At 39.7% G+C, this 17,062-nt stretch carries 17 protein-coding genes and 1 rRNA gene; 7 read left to right on the top strand and 11 right to left on the bottom strand.

Annotated features, from left to right (window positions below; genetic code table 11):
• Position 1: 1 nt before the first annotated feature.
• Positions 2–1,171 carry a monodechloroaminopyrrolnitrin synthase PrnB family protein gene (locus RB215_RS00270; protein WP_089367532.1) on the bottom strand — a complete coding sequence of 390 codons (1,170 nt, stop codon included), beginning with the start codon at positions 1,169–1,171 and terminating at the stop codon, positions 2–4.
• 137 nt (positions 1,172–1,308) lie between these two features.
• On the opposite strand from RB215_RS00270, the gene RB215_RS00265 reads away from it, so the two are divergent.
• From RB215_RS00265 to RB215_RS00250, 4 genes are all read left to right on the top strand, one after another.
• Entirely contained in the window at positions 1,309–1,764 is a 456-nt protein-coding gene (locus RB215_RS00265) for an Lrp/AsnC family transcriptional regulator (protein ID WP_011326781.1), read from the top strand.
• A gap of 74 nt (positions 1,765–1,838) precedes the next feature.
• Positions 1,839–4,556, top strand: a complete 2,718-nt coding sequence (locus RB215_RS00260) for an ATP-binding protein (RefSeq protein WP_179807270.1) — start codon at positions 1,839–1,841, stop codon at positions 4,554–4,556.
• Positions 4,546–5,916 (top strand): carboxylesterase, encoded by a 1,371-nt coding sequence (locus tag RB215_RS00255; RefSeq protein ID WP_011326779.1) that lies wholly within the window; start codon positions 4,546–4,548, stop codon positions 5,914–5,916. The genes RB215_RS00260 and RB215_RS00255 overlap by 11 nt, the downstream gene beginning before the upstream one ends.
• Positions 5,917–5,918: 2 nt before the next feature.
• The gene (locus RB215_RS00250; RefSeq protein ID WP_011326778.1) at positions 5,919–7,058 is read left to right on the top strand and encodes a GNAT family N-acetyltransferase; all 1,140 of its coding nucleotides are present in this window, start codon (positions 5,919–5,921) and stop codon (positions 7,056–7,058) included.
• On the opposite strand, the gene RB215_RS00245 is transcribed toward RB215_RS00250, so the two are convergent.
• Positions 7,035–7,625: a DUF938 domain-containing protein gene (locus RB215_RS00245; protein ID WP_011326777.1), complete on the bottom strand. Its 591-nt coding sequence runs from the start codon at positions 7,623–7,625 to the stop codon at positions 7,035–7,037. The two genes, RB215_RS00250 and RB215_RS00245, sit on opposite strands and share 24 nt — an antisense overlap.
• Positions 7,626–7,916: 291 nt before the next feature.
• Between RB215_RS00245 and RB215_RS00240 the strand changes: the two genes are divergently transcribed.
• From RB215_RS00240 to RB215_RS00230, 3 genes are all read left to right on the top strand, one after another.
• The gene (locus RB215_RS00240) at positions 7,917–9,293 is read left to right on the top strand and encodes an aspartate ammonia-lyase (protein WP_011326776.1); all 1,377 of its coding nucleotides are present in this window, start codon (positions 7,917–7,919) and stop codon (positions 9,291–9,293) included.
• A gap of 113 nt (positions 9,294–9,406) precedes the next feature.
• Positions 9,407–9,928, top strand: a complete 522-nt coding sequence (locus RB215_RS00235) for a hypothetical protein (RefSeq protein WP_011326775.1) — start codon at positions 9,407–9,409, stop codon at positions 9,926–9,928.
• A gap of 10 nt (positions 9,929–9,938) precedes the next feature.
• Entirely contained in the window at positions 9,939–10,343 is a 405-nt protein-coding gene (locus RB215_RS00230; protein WP_011326774.1) for a hypothetical protein, read from the top strand.
• Positions 10,344–10,368: 25 nt separating this feature from the next.
• Here the strand turns inward: RB215_RS00230 and RB215_RS00225 are convergent, their stop codons facing one another.
• From RB215_RS00225 to rrf, 9 genes are all read right to left on the bottom strand, one after another.
• Positions 10,369–10,554 carry a hypothetical protein gene (locus RB215_RS00225; RefSeq protein WP_011326773.1) on the bottom strand — a complete coding sequence of 62 codons (186 nt, stop codon included), beginning with the start codon at positions 10,552–10,554 and terminating at the stop codon, positions 10,369–10,371.
• A 55-nt stretch (positions 10,555–10,609) separates the two neighbouring features.
• On the bottom strand, positions 10,610–10,930 hold the full coding sequence (locus RB215_RS00220; RefSeq protein ID WP_041454305.1) for a hypothetical protein: 321 nt from the start codon (positions 10,928–10,930) through the stop codon (positions 10,610–10,612).
• Positions 10,927–11,565 carry a DUF4178 domain-containing protein gene (locus RB215_RS00215; RefSeq protein WP_011326771.1) on the bottom strand — a complete coding sequence of 213 codons (639 nt, stop codon included), beginning with the start codon at positions 11,563–11,565 and terminating at the stop codon, positions 10,927–10,929. Before RB215_RS00215 ends, RB215_RS00220 begins: the two co-directional genes overlap by 4 nt.
• Positions 11,566–11,639: 74 nt before the next feature.
• A complete protein-coding gene (locus tag RB215_RS00210) occupies positions 11,640–12,332 on the bottom strand; it encodes a PspA/IM30 family protein (protein WP_011326770.1) in 693 nt (230 codons plus the stop codon).
• A gap of 24 nt (positions 12,333–12,356) precedes the next feature.
• Entirely contained in the window at positions 12,357–12,770 is a 414-nt protein-coding gene (locus RB215_RS00205) for a YjfI family protein (protein WP_011326769.1), read from the bottom strand.
• 79 nt (positions 12,771–12,849) lie between these two features.
• Positions 12,850–14,571 (bottom strand): polyamine aminopropyltransferase, encoded by a 1,722-nt coding sequence (locus tag RB215_RS00200; RefSeq protein WP_011326768.1) that lies wholly within the window; start codon positions 14,569–14,571, stop codon positions 12,850–12,852.
• A 4-nt stretch (positions 14,572–14,575) separates the two neighbouring features.
• Positions 14,576–15,475, bottom strand: a complete 900-nt coding sequence (locus RB215_RS00195; protein WP_011326767.1) for a DUF350 domain-containing protein — start codon at positions 15,473–15,475, stop codon at positions 14,576–14,578.
• Positions 15,476–15,501: 26 nt separating this feature from the next.
• Positions 15,502–16,434: a hypothetical protein gene (locus tag RB215_RS00190; protein ID WP_011326766.1), complete on the bottom strand. Its 933-nt coding sequence runs from the start codon at positions 16,432–16,434 to the stop codon at positions 15,502–15,504.
• Positions 16,435–16,941: 507 nt separating this feature from the next.
• A 5S ribosomal RNA gene (gene rrf / locus RB215_RS00185) occupies positions 16,942–17,056 on the bottom strand.
• Positions 17,057–17,062: the final 6 nt, after the last annotated feature.

Here is a 17,062-nt window from a genome sequence, read left to right as displayed (position 1 = left end):
CTTATTTAATCCACTGTTTTAGCAAGTTTATATCGTCGTAACGTGTTTTTATATCGTCGCGTTTAGCGCTGGCACGTTTATCACGGAGTTTTTCTAACGAATCGAGCAAAACATGTAATGGTGGGCCACTGGCTGTTACTTTACTCATATGTTGCTGTTGCATTTGCTTTGACGGTTGCGCAATAAATTTTTCAACCAATTGATTATGATGACCGATTGCAGTGTCACCATGTAATTTACACACCTGAATAAATAGCTTTGCGTGGTATTTAAACCAGTCATTGTCTTTATATTGCTGCGCCTGTAAAAAGTCATCCATAAAGCTTTGCATGCGCATTGCTTCGCGCAATATTTGCTGATCTTCTGGCATCATATATAAAAACTTATCCACCAGCATTTGTGAATAACTTGGCTCGTTGGCATTACACAGCCCAAGTAGCATATCGATAACGTTTATGCCGGCAAAATCTCCCGCATTTGCACCTCTGTATATCTCATTGCCTACTCGATGCGGTTTATAATAAGGGCGCACACAATTAAAAAAGCGCTCTGTGTCTAACTGGGTATAAAGTGCATTATTCGATTCAATTACATCTATTAACGCTTGTTTTGCTACTTTTAATAGCTCGGCACAGGTGGGGTGCGAAATACCTAATGGTAATATTTTTAATAATGCATCGCTGGCGCGTTTATATGCCAAAATACCTTGGGTGTTGTAATCAATAAATAGTTTTTCGTCGGGTAAATTAGTAAAACGTTTATACGTGCCATTTAGCGCTTTATTGTGCGTGGTTAAATGGGCAGTCGCAAAGCGTGGCGTTACTCCAATAGAGGCACCTATATGCATTGCTAGTGCCGACGCTTCTACCAATGGCGATGTGGTCTCACGGCTTGGCTCGGTAATTTCATGACGACGACACGCCGCCATAAAAAGCCCTACATTACCGAGTAAATCAAACGCACTATCAAAACCTTCATCGGTATTTCCCTCCGCTAATAAATTACTTATTAATGCGTTACCTTCATCTTTTAATTGCTGTTTTAAAGGCTCTCCCAACCCCTCTACATTGGCTTTATCATCTTGTTGCCAGTAAAGTTGCTCAAGCTCGCTGTTTATCTGTGGGAAGGCGCTTCTTATCCATCGATCAAAAATGGCTGTATGGGTGCTCATTATTGTTTCCTGTTATTATAGTTATCACTAAATGCTAACAGAGTTTAATGAGGGTAAAACGCTAAAAAAATTAGTAATTATCAACATCATTAGCAATAATCACTACAAATATAAAAATAATTAATAAGAATCTATATATGCTCGATAAAAAAGATCAGCAATTGCTCATTGCCTTACAAGCCAACGCTAGAATGTCTGTTGCAGATCTTGCCAGTCATATTAGCCTCTCAGATACGCCCTGCCTTAGACGAATTAAAAAGCTAGAACAAGCTAGTATTATTACCGGCTACCACGCTGCTATTAACCCCAAGGCACTTAAACTAAACGTTTTGGTGTATGCATTTGTACGTTTAAATCAAAATTCGGCCAGTGCTGCCCGGCAATTTGAGCAACACGTAGAAAAGCTCACTCATGTGCTAGAGTGTTCGGTAATATCGGGAAGTTACGACTATTTACTAAAAATAATTGCGCATGATTTAGAAAGCTATGAGCAGTTTGTTAAGCATCAACTAGGGAGCTTAAGCTGTATCGCTAATATAGAATCAACCGTGGTGTTAAAGCAGTCTTTTAGCAAAAAACAATTACCATTATAAAAAATACCGCAAATAACTTACTGTTAGCTATACTGATATTTTAAATTGGGAATATTACTTGTACAGGGATTTATGTGAAAAATTTTAACTCCAAGTATTACTCTAGTGTTTTTTACATTATTTTTTCTTTAGCCTATTTTTTTGTAGGAGTAATACTTACCAAGCTAACCTTTGACTCGCAAATTATTCCGGTTTGGTTACCTGCTGGTATAGCCTTAGTTGGCTGCTTTGTGTGGTGGTGGCGATTTATTCCTGCGCTATTTTTAGCGGCTCTCGCATTTAATTTAAATTTTTTTGCTAATACAACTCATGAAATGGTATTGGTAGGAAATTCATTAAACGAGGCTATGTATATTGCCTTTGGGGTGGTATTGCAGGCCATGGTTGGGGCCGCAATATTAAAGTTTTGGTTAGGCCACCCTCTGCGCCTTAAAAAGCGCCAAAACATTATTTATTTTATTGTAGTTGTAGGTGTTTTAGTCAGTTTAATTTCGGCTAATTTTGGCGTGTTTGCACTAAGCCAATTTAATGCAATGTACAGTGCAGATAATCACTGGAAAAACACAACTTACTGGTGGTTAGGTGATATTTTAGGGGTGTTAATTGCCACTCCATTTTTACTTTCGTTATTACCAGAGAAGTCTGATAACTATAATATTTCGGTGCTACCGACACTTTCGGTATGTTGCATTTTATTTGTATCAGTAGCGGCCACCACACAATTATACGATAGTGAAAGCCGTATTAATGCGATAAAAATTGCTGAGCGCGAAGTGCAAGTGATAGAAAACAGCCTGTACCGCTATACTAATCGCAGCATTATTGCTGTGCAAAGTTTAGCTAGCCAAGTTCAGTCATCGCCAACATTAAGCCAGCAAGACTTTAATCAATATGCCAACACCCTACTTGCTAAGCACTCATTTATAAAAGCTTTATCATGGAATGTAAAAATCCCATCTCATCAACGCCAAGCATTCTCTAAAGAAATTTCAAGCATTTATAACTTAAATTATGATGTTATTGGTGAACCTTTAGAGCCAAACGATCCACTCGTTATTGTAAAATATATAGCACCGCTTAATAGCAACCAAAAAGCAATTGGGTTTAATGTATATTCAAACCCAGATCGCAAAGCATCCTTACTCAACCCCGCAATAAAGTATCAGCCAGTGGGAACTAAAATAATTCAACTCGTACAAACTGAGCACTCTGATGCTGCTTACTTATTATTTGCGCCTGTATATTCTCAATCCAATGAAAAAGAAACTATTAAAGGCTATGCCACAGGCGTATTTTTAGTCCCTCAAATTATTAAGCAGGCCATTACTGAGCAGCAGTCTAAAATGTTTTCGATTGCTATTTATGAAGATATAAACAAACCCGCATTTTACAGTAACTCAAACAATCTTAATGTTGCACAAGGCAGTAAGCTAATATCGTTTAATGTCGATTTTGGCGGGCAACAATGGATCGTAAAACTGGCACTTAAAGATGCCTTTTTAGCTCAACATAATAATCAACTCACCTTACTGCTGCTGATACTTCAAGTAGTTGTATGCTCATTAATTTTATTGATTTTACTACTGTTTAATCAGCAGCAAATTGCACTTACTCGCCAAGTAGCAGAGCGTACTTATTCGTTAGCACAAGCAAAAAAGCAATCTGATTTGGCTAACCGGGCTAAGAGTCAATTTTTAGCTAATATGAGCCATGAAATACGCACGCCACTAAATGCTGTTATTGGCTTTTCTTCGCTTGCCCGTAAAGAAGACGACGCCAATACCCTAATTGATTATTTAGATAAAATAAATTCGTCATCTAAAAGCTTATTAAATTTGATAAACGATATTCTCGATATATCTAAAATTGAATCAAAACGGCTAGTGCTTGAACGTATTCCATTTGATTTAACCGCACTTATTCAGCGCATTAATACTATGTTTGAACAAAGTGCTGCAAGCAAAGCAATTGTGTGGAAAATAAATAGCAACATCCCTAAAGACACTTGGTTTGTTGGCGATCCAATGCGATTAGAGCAAATAATGCTTAATTTATGCAGTAACGCTATTAAATTTACTAACGCTGGCAGTGTTACTTTAAATGTAGATACGCAACTTATTGCGCCCAATAAAGCACAGCTAACAATTGCCGTTATTGATACCGGAATAGGTATAAAAGCAACTCAACATGAAAAGTTATTTAGTGCATTTACTCAAGCCGATAACTCTACTTCTCGGCAGTTTGGTGGCACCGGCCTTGGGTTAGCCATAGCCAAAGAGCTTAGTGTATTAATGAATGCAAATATAGCGCTACATAGCGAGCTTGATAAAGGCTCTACTTTTACATTTACATTAGAAATAGAGACGGTTAAAGCGCAAGACCCCCTTATAAAACCTACAGATAATACTAATATAGCCGCTTTAAAAATTTTAGTGGCCGAAGATAACCCGGTTAATCAAATGGTTATAAAAGCCATGCTTGGCTCACTAAAAATTGTGCCACAGGTTGTTGAAAATGGTGAGCTTGCAGTTAATATTATAAAAAAACAGCATTTTGACCTCGTGTTTATGGATTGCCAAATGCCAGTAATGGATGGCTATAGAGCAACGGCCCTAATCAGGCAATTTAAAACGGCTGAGGAACTGCCAATTGTTGCCTTAACTGCCGACGTTATGCCCGAAGACAAAGCACACGCTCAGGCGGTTGGTTTTAATCAACACCTTGCAAAACCGCTTGAACTAATTAAGCTAACCGAGTGTCTTGCTCAATATGCAGTGGTTTATGAACAATAATAGTGTGTTTTTAAAAATATTTTTAACTTGTATGCTTAGCTTTTTGCCTCACTTAGCTGTCGCTGAAAATTGTATTGCGCAGGCAAGCGATTTTGAATTTATTAAAAAGAGTAAACAGCAAGGCCTATTACGCTATACAAAGGATCACCACCAAGCGTATTTTGATTACCAAGCGCGTGCCCCATTTAATAGCTACCTCAATCATGCGTATCAGTATATTAGTGTAGCTAATCCTCGCGCTGCTATGCCATGCCCTGTATTTACTCAAACGTATCAGCAACTAGTTACTCAAGGCAGTCGTAAGCCTAACCCCACTATTGCCGACATTATTGCTCCTTTTGAGTTAAAACATTCACAAAGTAAAAAAGCGGTATTACTCGTGCACGGCCTTACCGACTCTCCTTTTACCTATCACGATTTAGCCCAAGTGTATTATCAGCAAGGTTATACCGTACGCACTATTTTGTTACCCGGCCACGGCAGTGCTGCTAGTGCGTTACAAGATGTAGACCTACAGCAATGGCAACAAGCTGTGCGTTACGCTATAGAGCGCACAACACAAGACTTTGATGAGGTTATTTTAGGGGGCTACTCTACGGGGGCCGCACTACTTATAGACTATGCAATCACGCAAGCGCTTTCATCAAAAATAACGGCGCTTATGTTATTTTCACCGGGCTCCGAGCCGCATAATAAACAAGGTTGGATAGCCAAGTGGCTTGATTTAATCCCATTTTTAAATTGGATAGATAAAGACGCCGATGTTGATTTTGCTAAGTATGAGTCGTTTCCACTCAATGCTGCAGCAGCCTCATATGATGCAATGTCATTGGTTAGCATTAAAAACTTAAGTAAGCGCCCTGCTTTGGCATTGCCTGTATTTAGCGTAATAAGCGATATTGACGCGACAATTGATAGCCATGCCACCCTTAAATTATTAAATGCACTACATAATACTAATTTAAGTCGCTATAAAAAACTCGATACCCTAGTGCTTTATGGTAGCAGCACTATTTTACCCCCAAATTTTGCAGCAGATTACAGAGTATTAAATCCGCAGTGTGCCAGCGAAGCATGTCTAAAAATCCATGGTATATCGCATATTGCCATTGTTAACTCACCACAAAATCCGCATTATGGTATTAGTGCCTCTTATCGTAATTGCGGCAGTTTTATTGGCGGCGAAAAGTTATATAAAACCTGTAAAACCACAAAAAGCCCGCAACTTGGAGAACGTACAGCTGCTAACTTAAAGCAATATCCCACCTTACAACGATTAACCTATAACCCCTTTTTTCCTGAGCTTAAAAAACAAATAAGCACCTTTATAAAAAACGTAGAACACGCACAAGGTAAGTAGTAATGGCGACATTTTCGCATCAATGGTTTAGTAGTATTAATCAAATAGAGCGAGCGCATTGGCAACGTTTGTTTGGCGACGAGCCATTTACCCAACATGCTTTTTTATACGCATTAGAGCAAAGTCAGTGTGTTAATCAACAAAGTGGTTGGCAGCCTTATCACTTAGCTATTTTTGAGGGCGAAAATATTATTGCGCTGGCACCTGGCTATTTAAAAAGCCACTCTTACGGTGAATATGTGTTTGATTGGGCCTGGGCAGAAGCATACGAGAAACATGGCTTAGAGTACTACCCTAAATGGTTATGCGGTGTGCCATTTTGCCCCATTGAAGGTAGCCGTATTGCTATAGAGCATAGCAATCCTAGTTTAGTGTATAAATACATTACAGAGTTACTAAACCTGCACAGCAAAGAGCAAGGCTGGTCTGGTTGGCACGTTAATTTTTGCAACTTAGCCCAAGCCACACACCTCACTGAGCAACACGCCATGCTTAGAGTGGGTGTGCAATTTCAGTGGTTTAATAAAGGCTTTACATGCTTTGACGATTTTTTAAATACGCTTAATTCACGTAAGCGTAAATCACTAAAAAAAGAACGCAGCAAAATAACTCAACAAAACATTACTATTGAATGGCTGCAAGGGATGCAAATTACGCCTGAAATTATGCAGCTATTTTGCGAATTTTATCAACGTACTTATTTAAAACGCTCTGGCCACTTAGGCTATTTAAATATGCCCTTTTTTAAGCTTTTACATGCGCTAATGGCCGACAAGCTAGTCATTATGCTAGCCAAAAAAGAGGACGCTATTATTGCCGCAACCCTTAGTCTAATAGGAGCAGATACACTGTATGGGCGGTATTGGGGGGCAAGCGAAGAGGTAGATTCTCTGCACTTTGAACTATGCTATTACCAAGGGATTGAGTTTGCAATAAAGCATAACCTCAGCTGTTTTCATTCAGGGGCACAAGGTGAACATAAAATAGCACGCGGTTTTGCCCCTGTATTAACCTACTCAGCTCACCATATAGTTGATAATAACTTTAGCAACGCAATTAGCGATTACTTAAAACGTGAACGCCAGCATATTAATATTTATAAAGATCAATGCAGCGCATTACTGCCGTTTAAAAATCAGTAACTGATTATTAGCAGGCATGGCTATATCACTTATTAACGTTAGCCCTGCTTGCTTTGCTAATAGCTCAACTGCTGCAAAATCTCTAATACCGCTAAGTGGGTCGCGCTCTATTAAAAAGCGATTAAAGTCGTTATTACTTTGGCTAGTAAACTCGCCTTTATATTTAAATGGCCCGTAAATACATACTATGCCTTGGTCATTTAAATGCTGTTTTACACCCGCAAAAAAATGCTCTACAAGTTGCCAGCTTACAATATGAAAAGTATTAGCCGTGTAAATAGCATCCACTTTATCTATTGGCCACGCATTGTTTAAGTCAAGTTCAAGGGGAACATGTAAATTGGTTAAATTAACATCGCGGTGCCATAAATTAATACCTTCATGATTAATCGCTCTGTCGCTGCTATACCATTGTAAATGCGGCAACTGCTGAGCAAAGTACACGCTGTGCTGACCTGTACCTGAGCCTATTTCGAGCACCGTTTTGGCATTCGCTAACACAGGTTTTAACTGCGCTAAAATAGGCTGTTTATTATTTTCACACGCTTGTGAGAATGGCTTGATCATTTTTACTCTCGAGGTTAAAGACTGATGCGCAACAGTAAAACAAATTTAGCGTATTTTGTCGTGCGCTAATGTACGCTTTAAAGCCAGTTAATTAATCTATACTTTTATAGCTGTACTTTACATTGAAACACCTAGCTCAAAATGTAATGATAACTATTATCAAATAACCCTTGCAATTTACCACACCAGCCTACAGATAGAGTACAAGGTTTACTTACAATAAATAATTACCAAGCGAGTGCGTAATGAGCATTCTCAGCCGCTGGTTTAATCCTTTTAAGGAAGAATATTATGACTCAGTTTAGAACAGAATCAGATAGCATGGGCGAGTTACAAGTCCCTGCTAATGCACTATATCAAGCGCAAACTCAGCGCGCTGTGAATAATTTTGCCATCAGTGGTTTAGCTATGCCTAAGCAGTTTATAACCGCCCTTGCTTACATTAAACAAGCGGCAGCGCAGAGCAACTTTGAGCTTGGGCACCTAAGCAAAACTAAAGCTAAAGCAATAGAGCAAGCATGCCAAGAAATTATTGATGGTAGCCATTATGAGCATTTCCCGGTCGATATATTTCAAACTGGCTCGGGTACTAGCTCAAATATGAATGCCAATGAAGTGATTGCCACTTTAGCAAGCCGGCTAGGCGATGAAAGCATTCATCCTAATGATGATGTAAACATGGGGCAAAGCTCTAACGATGTGATCCCTACTGCCATTGCCCTGAGCAGCGCAATAAATGTGGTGTACGAATTACTCCCTTCACTAGAAAAACTATCACAGCATTTAGAACACAAAAAAGCCGAGGTTGGCGCTATAGTAAAAACCGGCCGCACTCATTTAATGGATGCTATGCCGGTTACTTTTGGGCAAACTCTAAGTGCCTGGCAAACGCAAATTAACCATGCCGCGGCTGGTATAAGGCATAGCCTAGAGCGTGTTTGCGAACTAGCGCAAGGTGGTACCGCTGTAGGAACAGGTATTAATGCCGATCCACAATTTGCACCGCTATTTGCTAAAAATCTCAGTGCCAACGTAGGTATTAGATTTACGCCTAGCAGTAACTTTTTTTACAATATTGGTTCGCAAGATGCCATTGTCGCGCTTTCAGGGCAATTAAAAGTACTTGCTGTAGCGCAAATGAAAATAGCCAACGACTTGCGCTGGATGAACTCTGGTCCATTAGCTGGTTTAGGTGAAATAGAGCTTGAAGCACTGCAACCCGGATCATCTATTATGCCCGGCAAAGTAAACCCAGTGATCCCCGAAGCGGCAGCTATGGTGAGCGCCCAAGTAATTGGTAACGACGCTACAATTACCGTTGCCGGCCAAGCAGGTAATTTTGAGCTAAATGTAATGCTGCCTGTAATTGCTTATAATATTTTACAAAGTATAGAGTTACTCGCTAATAGCGCCCAAGCACTGGGAGATAAAGCCATTGCTAGCTTTACAGTAAATCAGCTAAATATTGATAAGGCACTGGCTAAAAATCCTATTTTAGTAACCGCGCTAAATCCGGTGATCGGTTATGAGAAAGCAGCCAAAATAGCGAAACAAGCATATAAAGAAGCTCGCCCAATTATTGATGTTGCCGAGCAAGAAACTGATTTATCGCGCAGCGAGCTCGAAAAGCTACTTAACCCCAGCAAGTTAACCCAAGGCGGGCTGTAAATATTCACAGTAATTAATAACGGCTTTAATTGCTTGATAATAGAGTTTTTATTGCCGTAACAAATGCACAGTGTATGATAGTGGTGAATAATTCACCACTATCAGGATTTGTTATGCGTACACCATTGCTAGCTATATTTTTACCACTGTGTTTAACCGCTTGTTTAGATAACCCCGTAGCAGAAACAGAAAAAACAACTGCCAGCGAAGCAACAACGCCATCGCAGCAAAAACTACAACAACTGCAAAAAAGTAACAAAGCAGAATTACATGCCCCAGCCGAAAAACTATCAAATACTGCCATGAAAACAGTTACTCTTGATGACATTAAAACAGCTAAAAATGAATTAAATACGCTCATTGCTAATAAACAATGTGATAGCAGTACGCAGTGCCAAGTAGAAGCTGTAGGTAGCCGAGCATGTGGCGGCCCAAGTAGTTATATAGTGTATTCAACGACAACAGCAACAACTGAGCAAGTCACTGCATTAAGTAAAAAAATCACTACTTTTGAAAGTAACTATAATGCCCAAAATCAAATGGTCAGTATTTGCCAACATTTAACTGCGCCAAGCACGCAGTGTGTAGAAAATAAATGTGTTAAACTTGAAGGCTCAGCAGTAAGTGTATTTTAAGGATAAGGTTATGAGTTGTTTGCCATCAGCAATTAAACTATCAATTGTAAGTATTGCTACTAGTATTTTGTTACTGAGCGGCTGTGCTAGCACAACATCGTCAAGCAATGATCACGGAACGAGTTTAGCGAGTCTTAATAGTCAACTTAACGATATTGTTAGTAACAATAGCTGTACAGCTAGCTTTCAATGTAAAGTGCTTGAAGTAGGTGCGCGTGCGTGCGGTGGGCCAAGTAAGTATACGGTGTACTCAACACTTAATACCCAACAAGAACAAGCTGAGCAGATTGCACAGCAAATAACAGCACAAGAAAACACGCTAAATAAGGCACAAGGCTTAACTGACTGCCCATCAGTGCTTGAAGTACAATCACTGTGCATTAATCAGCAATGCCAACCTTTTGAAATAAAATAATGCTGCAAACAATTTAATTTCAGCGTTATCCTAAATATGGGATTAACGCTGAAATAATTACCACCATTACTAAACAAATCCCCGCTTTAATAATATAGTGCATTGGCATTTTGTTAAGCACCCAATACGCATAAATAAAACGCACAAAGTAGCTTGCCGCAGTACCAAATAATGCAAAAATTAGTAAGTAAGCAATTAAAATTATATTCACGGCAACTCGTTATTTTATCTTTTTAGTTTAAGGGCATAGCGTCTATAACATAAAACTACTTAATTTTTTTTGTATGAGCAATCAAAAGTTCTGCAACGCGTTGCTTTACTACGCGCTTATCATCACTTTGCACATCAAAACGGCTTGCAAGCTGTGCTATTTCATCGTCGTTTAAATTAAACGATAGACGCTGTCGGGTTTTTTTAGACTTTACATCCAAACCGAGTATTTTGCGGATCATATCTGAAGGTGTTAGCTCTTGATCAATCGCTTGCTTTTTTATCGACTTTTGTACTTCGCTACTTAGATCAAATGCCATTTGCGTGGCACGCACTGCCTGCTCTTGGCGTAACCACTTTTCTTTAGCATCACTCACTTAGCGTCTCCTGGAAACAAGTCAACAATGTCGGTAATTGGCCGCGTTAAGGTAAGCGATACTTCGGTTTCGCCACCATCCCAAATCTCAATATTTAAACCAAAGCCTTTATCATCAGACTCTAAACAAATCATTTCACACAGCTCACCACCTTCTTGCTCATAACGTGGAAGAGCTTGATTGCGATAGTCTTTATTATGAAAATAACACACAAATGGCGATTCGCTTTGCTGATAGCTGTTAGCTAAAAACTGCGTAAAACGCTCTGGTATATTTTGCACTGTGATATGCGTTAAAGACTCTTCATCAAAAATACGCGCAAACTGATCAAGGCCAAATATATCTTCTACTTCATCACGTTGTACTTTTATAGAAAAGTTAGCCCATTGCTCACCATCTTCTTGCTCTATTTGTAAAAATACCACTTGGCCGCTGTCACTTTCCAACACAAACTCAGTGTCACTACTGTGTTGATACTGGTAGGTTTGTATATCAATAACGCGAAGAGTTTGCCCTTTTAACCACGCTGGATAAGCAAATGAATCGATGACAGTAAACATGTCACCTTTTTTAAGCTCACTGGCATGATTAAGCTGACGCTCTGGCTCTTTTTTAGATTTGAAAAAATTAAACATAGGAAGGCTGCCTTCTAAGCAAAAAAGGTAACTAAGCTAAAGCCTGGTTACCTTTTTAAATATGAACGTAATTATTAGCTATTTTGCTTGGCTTTAATACGCGCTAAAATATCAGCACTTTTTGGACTGCTGTCGCCAATTCCGGCCTCTGCCATTTTCGCTTTTAAATCGTCGCCGTTTACATCGGCTTCAAGCTCTTTAGCTGCACCTAACTGATCTTGACGGTCTTGCTGGCGTTGCTTAATACGCTCAAGTGATTGGCGAGCCGATGTCATAGACGAGCTGTTAGTGTTTAATGTGCTGTTTACAGCCATAGTAGCTTGTTGCACGCTTTCTGTGGTTTTAACCATAGTTAGCTGGCGTTGGTTTTCTTTAATCGACTTTTCAGCTTCTTTAACTTGCTGTTTAAGCGCTACAATATGATTGCTAAAACCAGATAATACTTGTTCGTTCTCTGCTTTTTCAGCTTCAAACTCGCCAATTTTTTCTGCAATTTCTAATGCTAAAGCTTCGTTGCCTTTTTCCAGCGCTTGCCCAGCATAAGCTTCATGCTCAGCAATAGATGCATCTACAGCGCTAATTTTACGCTTAGTTTGCATTTCTTTCGCCATAACTTCTGTTAGGCTTTTTTTAGCACGGTGCAAAGCATTTTGTGCATCTGCAATTTCTTGCTCAAAAATACGGATACCGTTTTTATCTACAATTGCTTCGCCTGCTTCACGCGCGCCGCCACGTACTGCTGTAAATAATTTTTTTAAAATACTCATAATCTTAACTCCACTAAATCGCTACTAATCGTTTAAATACATGGTCACGGCTTCTAGTGCATCAATAGCATTATCGGCTAATGTCACTAGTTCGTGGGTAATGTCATCTAATGATGAATTTACCGACAGTGCGCCAAAAATCGCGTATTTATTATCGATTTTAGCAAATGCACTTAATGGAATTGGCACGTTTAAACGTAGTAATGTTTCGTTTAACTCGTTACGTAATTCCGGCTTAACTTCATCTTCGTCAAACAAGTAGCTAATGCATAATAACTGCTCTTGTGTTTGCGTAACAAAAATTGGAAGCTCATCATTTTCATCAACAATGACTTGTAATACATCTTGCTCACCTGGATTAGCAATCAAGAAAGACTCAAAGTTAGCGCCTTCTGTTTCAAAAGAAGCTAATTTTATTGAAAGTTCATTTAATTCCATGTCTCTGCCTTTTGTCGTTTGACATATTATGTCTGAGTTAAGATTCTCATGGCTGACATATTATGTCAACCATGTTTTATTAGTTTTTATACAACTCGCTTTCTATTTGCCATGCTGTACGGTAATAATCGTACAGTTGGCCAGAGCCTAACCTATTGACTTCAATATCTTTAATATGTTCGAAATAATTATTCGGAAAAATAAAACTAGCCAGTAAATATTCTTTACTGATCCACCTTGATGGTATCGGCATTGCGGTTACATCGTTGATTCGCCCACTAGCCGATTGCCCCATTTTGGTAGCTATAGTCCAGCCCCACTGTCCAAATGAAGGAATGTTTTGTTGATACTGCTCTACATATTCAAATCCAGCCGCTTTAACCGTTTTAGCAATACTTAAAAAGGCTTTTTTAGCATGATAAGGCGAAGTTGACTGCACCGCCATTGCGCCATCTGGTGCTAGTAATTGGCGTACATGATTATAAAAGTAGTCACTATACATTTTATTTAAATCGGGATGATTAGGGTCAGGTAAATCAATTAAAATAGTATCAAATTGCTTTGCCTGATCGAGCAACTTTTCAACTTCTAAAAAGGCATCACCAACAATAATATCTGCACGCGGATCATGCATAGATTTGCTATTAAGGCTTAACAACCGCTGGCTAATATCTTCAGGCGAAGTAAATTCAGCATCTTTATGGCCAAACAAATTAAGCAATTGCCCATCAAGGTCAATCAGGGTTACTTTGCTCACCGGCCACTTTAAAACATCTCTAAGTGCCAGCCCATCGCCACCGCCAATGATCAGTACCCGCTCATGACGGTTTGATGCCAACATTGCCGGGTAAACTAACATTGAATGATATATTTGCTCATCAACACTAGAAAACTGTAAGCGCCCATTTAAGTATAAATCGGTTATTGGCTGCGGCTGATTTTTACTTAACCGCTCGGTTAGTACCACATGTTGATATTTAGTGGCTTGAGAATAAATAACCTTGTCTTTGTATAAAACATTGCTCAAGTTATCCATCCAACTACTGCCCAATACCAATATAAACGCAAATAATACTAGTAATAACAGGTGACACGCTAATAACAGTTTGGCAAAGCGTACATAGGTGTGATACCGCCATAAAAAAGCAAGCCCAGCAATTATATTAAACAGCGCAGTCCACGCGGCTGCTTGCATTATGGGCATAGACAACATAATGCTAACCCAAATAGCCGCGCCAATTCCGGCGCCTATATAGTCGGCACCATAAATTGTTCCTGCGTTATTTTCTAAAAAACGGCCATAAACATGCTGACGAATACGCGCAATAAGCGGTATTTCCATACCAATAAACAAGCCAAGTATAAGGCCAAATACATAGGGTAAAAAACGCGACCACTCTTGTAGCTTTTGAAATACATAGCCATTGAGTACTACGTCGGGAGGTAAATTAAAAATACTCGAAAACATATGCGGCAGTGAATAGCTAACAGCAATAACGCCGGCAATGGCTAAAATACAGCCCATACCAATCAAAGCAATTATACTTTCTAGCCAAGCAAAGGCGGTAAATGCATCTTTAAACCAACGTGCTAAAAATGCGCCAATGCCCATTGCTACTATCATAGTGCCGATCATCGCATAAATAGCGCTTTCTACTGAGCCAAGTACCCGCCCCGCATAATGAGACAGTAAGTATTCATAAATAAGGCCACACCCTGCGAGTACGGCCATAACGGTAATAAGTAAAATATCGTGCCCAAGTAAACTAAATTTACTTGGGCTTTTTATAGTTGATGACACTCGATTATGCGCCTAATAGTGTTGCCATAGTTATACCTACCGCAAATGATAACGCTGCAGAAATAGCGGCTACACCCACATTTTTTTGACGGTTCACTTCATCTGAAATATCACAGCCAGATAAAATTATTTTAATTGTCACTAAGTGCAAAATAATAAATACCAGTAAACTAACTACTGCACTTATAGCCCAGTACAACAAACTCGCATTAATATTATCGGCTACATAAGGCGCAATCCCCGTTGCTGCGGTAATGGCTAATGCGCTGCCAATTAAAAAACCGGCATAACGAATACCCACGGCTAAGTTGCCATCAATAATTGCTTGTTGTAAGCAATCACCACTTTTATTGGTGCGCTTAAACAGCTGTACGCGATATTGGCTCACTAACAACAGCACTAGGCTGCCAATAACAAAAGCAGCAACCACAATTGGTAAACCATGCCAACCGTCGGTAGCCACCCACAGCAATGCCGAGCGAATTACAATGGCGACACTAACAACGTGGCCAAAGTCGATAACAGCCGCAGTCACGTTACCTTTAACTATTTCGCTATGTAAGCTCACTTTACGCAGCGCAACTTTATCTTGAAAGAAATGCCCAAGCTTAATAAGTAAAATAGCCAGTGCACCATAACCCAACATTTGCAGAGCTTCTTGCTGTAATGACACTGCAAAAGCACCGCTGCTTACACCTGTAAGCACAATCGCCAATGCAACTAAACCCGCAGCAAAACTAATACCAAATGCAAAGTTATCACGCTCAGTAATTTCATCATTAGCATGCAGGTTAGATACCCAACCCTTAATATATTTAAGACTCACAAACAGCAAAACAATAATTGCAAAATCAATCGCCAGCGCTTGTAGTGACCACATTGTTATTCCATTAAATTCATACATATTACTCTAACTCCAACTTTATTCTTTTACTTACCACGGCTCACGCCACGAGAGGTTCTACTACCGCTGTTACGAACTGAGCCCGAGTTATTGCTATAACTACTCGAACGAGAATAACTACTGCGACTTTTAGGTGGTGTGTAGCTACTTCGGCTTAAGCCTGACGCCCCCGTTTTTTTGCTCGCATAAGGGCTAGTAAACTGCTTACCTTGGCGTTGATATGATTGACGCGTACGTGTTTCTAGCGTGCTCTGCGCTTTAATTTGTTTTGGGCTTGAGTAGCGCGTGCGGCCGTAATCGTTGTAATAACTATATTTACGACCTCGGCTCCAGCTACCATATTCAACACGATTGAATACATCCCCTAAAATACGATACATACCGTACCATTGCCAAAAGCTAGTACCATTGCTGTTAGATTGCCAGTTACCATAATTAGGATTACCCACCATTTGGTTACCAACTCCAGCGCCTTCAGCTTGCTGACTAATAGCACCAATACGCGCTAAATTACCTTTAGACATATCCGCAAGCATATTAATAGGATCGGTTAACGCATCTGAAAATAACGTAGGCTTTGCAGCTTCACGCAATAAGTCAATACTGTGCAAAGTATCTTCGTAAGGAGGAATAAGGTAGGTGCCCTTAATATCTTTAAGTCGCTGTGTTAAACCACTATAAAGTGCACCTTGACGAGTGGCGTCAAGGGTAATGACATCAACAACTTTTGAAAGTTCTGGTTGCTGATTTTTAAGCTGAACACCGTATTCTTTAAGTAGTAATGCATTACGCAAACTACCATTATCAAGCGCAGTACCTAGCTGTGATAGCTCAACCTCCGCTTTTTTAATCGATTCTTGAATTGTTTTTTGCAGTTGCTCTTCTTTAGATTGGCAACCCATAAGCACCGCAAACAAACAAAACAGGCTGAGAAGTTTCCAAGCTTTAATATTTGACATTCATGTCACCTGATTTACTGAATTAACCTCAGTAGTTTTACACAGGTCACTTATTAAACCAACAGTGAAGTTGCAACAAAATGATTTTAAAAATGAATTTCTAACTTGAGAATACAACGATTGTTAAAGGCTACAGGCTCCTTGAGCTATTTTTGATGCTCTTTATCGTCGGGTGTCGCTACGCTCGCCCGACCTACGTGGGAGATTTGTGTACATCACTCACCCATATTTCACTTTTCTGCAGACGTAAAAAAAGCCGAATCGTTAAATTCGGGCTTTTACAATTTGGAGCCTGGTAATGTCGTGGTGCCCACAGCAGTGGAGAGCCACAGTGCAAATGCGACACACTCATTAGTCAGTGGTGATATTTTTATGATTTGAGTGTCGGGTGTCGCTACGCTCGCCCGACCTACGCGGGAGACTTGTGTACATTACTCACCCACATTTCACTTTTCTGCAGACGTAAAAAAGCCCGAATCGTTAGATTCGGGCTTTCTACAATTTGGAGCCTGGCAATGTCCTACTTTCACATAGCAAATGCTACACTATCATCGGCGCTGTTTCGTTTCACTACTGAGTTCGGCATGGGGTCAGGTGGGTCCAAAACGCTATTGTTACCAAGCAAATT

It is taken from the genome of Pseudoalteromonas sp. HL-AS2 (assembly GCF_031198805.1).
Taxonomy (GTDB): Bacteria; Pseudomonadota; Gammaproteobacteria; order Enterobacterales; family Alteromonadaceae; genus Pseudoalteromonas; species Pseudoalteromonas nigrifaciens.
Note: the sequence above shows the minus strand (reverse complement) of the source record. Positions and strands in the feature narration are given on the sequence as shown.

Excerpts from the sequence above, each read along its gene's own strand:
- RB215_RS00190 (WP_011326766.1), bottom strand. The coding sequence starts at position 16,434 with ATGTCAAATATTAAAGCTTGGAAACTTCTCAGCCTGTTTTGTTTGTTT.
- RB215_RS00255 (WP_011326779.1), top strand. The coding sequence starts at position 4,546 with ATGAACAATAATAGTGTGTTTTTAAAAATATTTTTAACTTGTATGCTT.
- RB215_RS00210 (WP_011326770.1), bottom strand. The coding sequence starts at position 12,332 with ATGAGTATTTTAAAAAAATTATTTACAGCAGTACGTGGCGGCGCGCGT.
- RB215_RS00240 (WP_011326776.1), top strand. The coding sequence starts at position 7,917 with ATGACTCAGTTTAGAACAGAATCAGATAGCATGGGCGAGTTACAAGTC.
- RB215_RS00265 (WP_011326781.1), top strand. The coding sequence starts at position 1,309 with ATGCTCGATAAAAAAGATCAGCAATTGCTCATTGCCTTACAAGCCAAC.
- RB215_RS00205 (WP_011326769.1), bottom strand. The coding sequence starts at position 12,770 with ATGGAATTAAATGAACTTTCAATAAAATTAGCTTCTTTTGAAACAGAA.
- RB215_RS00230 (WP_011326774.1), top strand. The coding sequence starts at position 9,939 with ATGAGTTGTTTGCCATCAGCAATTAAACTATCAATTGTAAGTATTGCT.
- RB215_RS00250 (WP_011326778.1), top strand. The coding sequence starts at position 5,919 with ATGGCGACATTTTCGCATCAATGGTTTAGTAGTATTAATCAAATAGAG.
- RB215_RS00235 (WP_011326775.1), top strand. The coding sequence starts at position 9,407 with ATGCGTACACCATTGCTAGCTATATTTTTACCACTGTGTTTAACCGCT.
- RB215_RS00270 (WP_089367532.1), bottom strand. The coding sequence starts at position 1,171 with ATGAGCACCCATACAGCCATTTTTGATCGATGGATAAGAAGCGCCTTC.
- RB215_RS00245 (WP_011326777.1), bottom strand. The coding sequence starts at position 7,625 with ATGATCAAGCCATTCTCACAAGCGTGTGAAAATAATAAACAGCCTATT.
- RB215_RS00215 (WP_011326771.1), bottom strand. The coding sequence starts at position 11,565 with ATGTTTAATTTTTTCAAATCTAAAAAAGAGCCAGAGCGTCAGCTTAAT.
- RB215_RS00195 (WP_011326767.1), bottom strand. The coding sequence starts at position 15,475 with ATGTATGAATTTAATGGAATAACAATGTGGTCACTACAAGCGCTGGCG.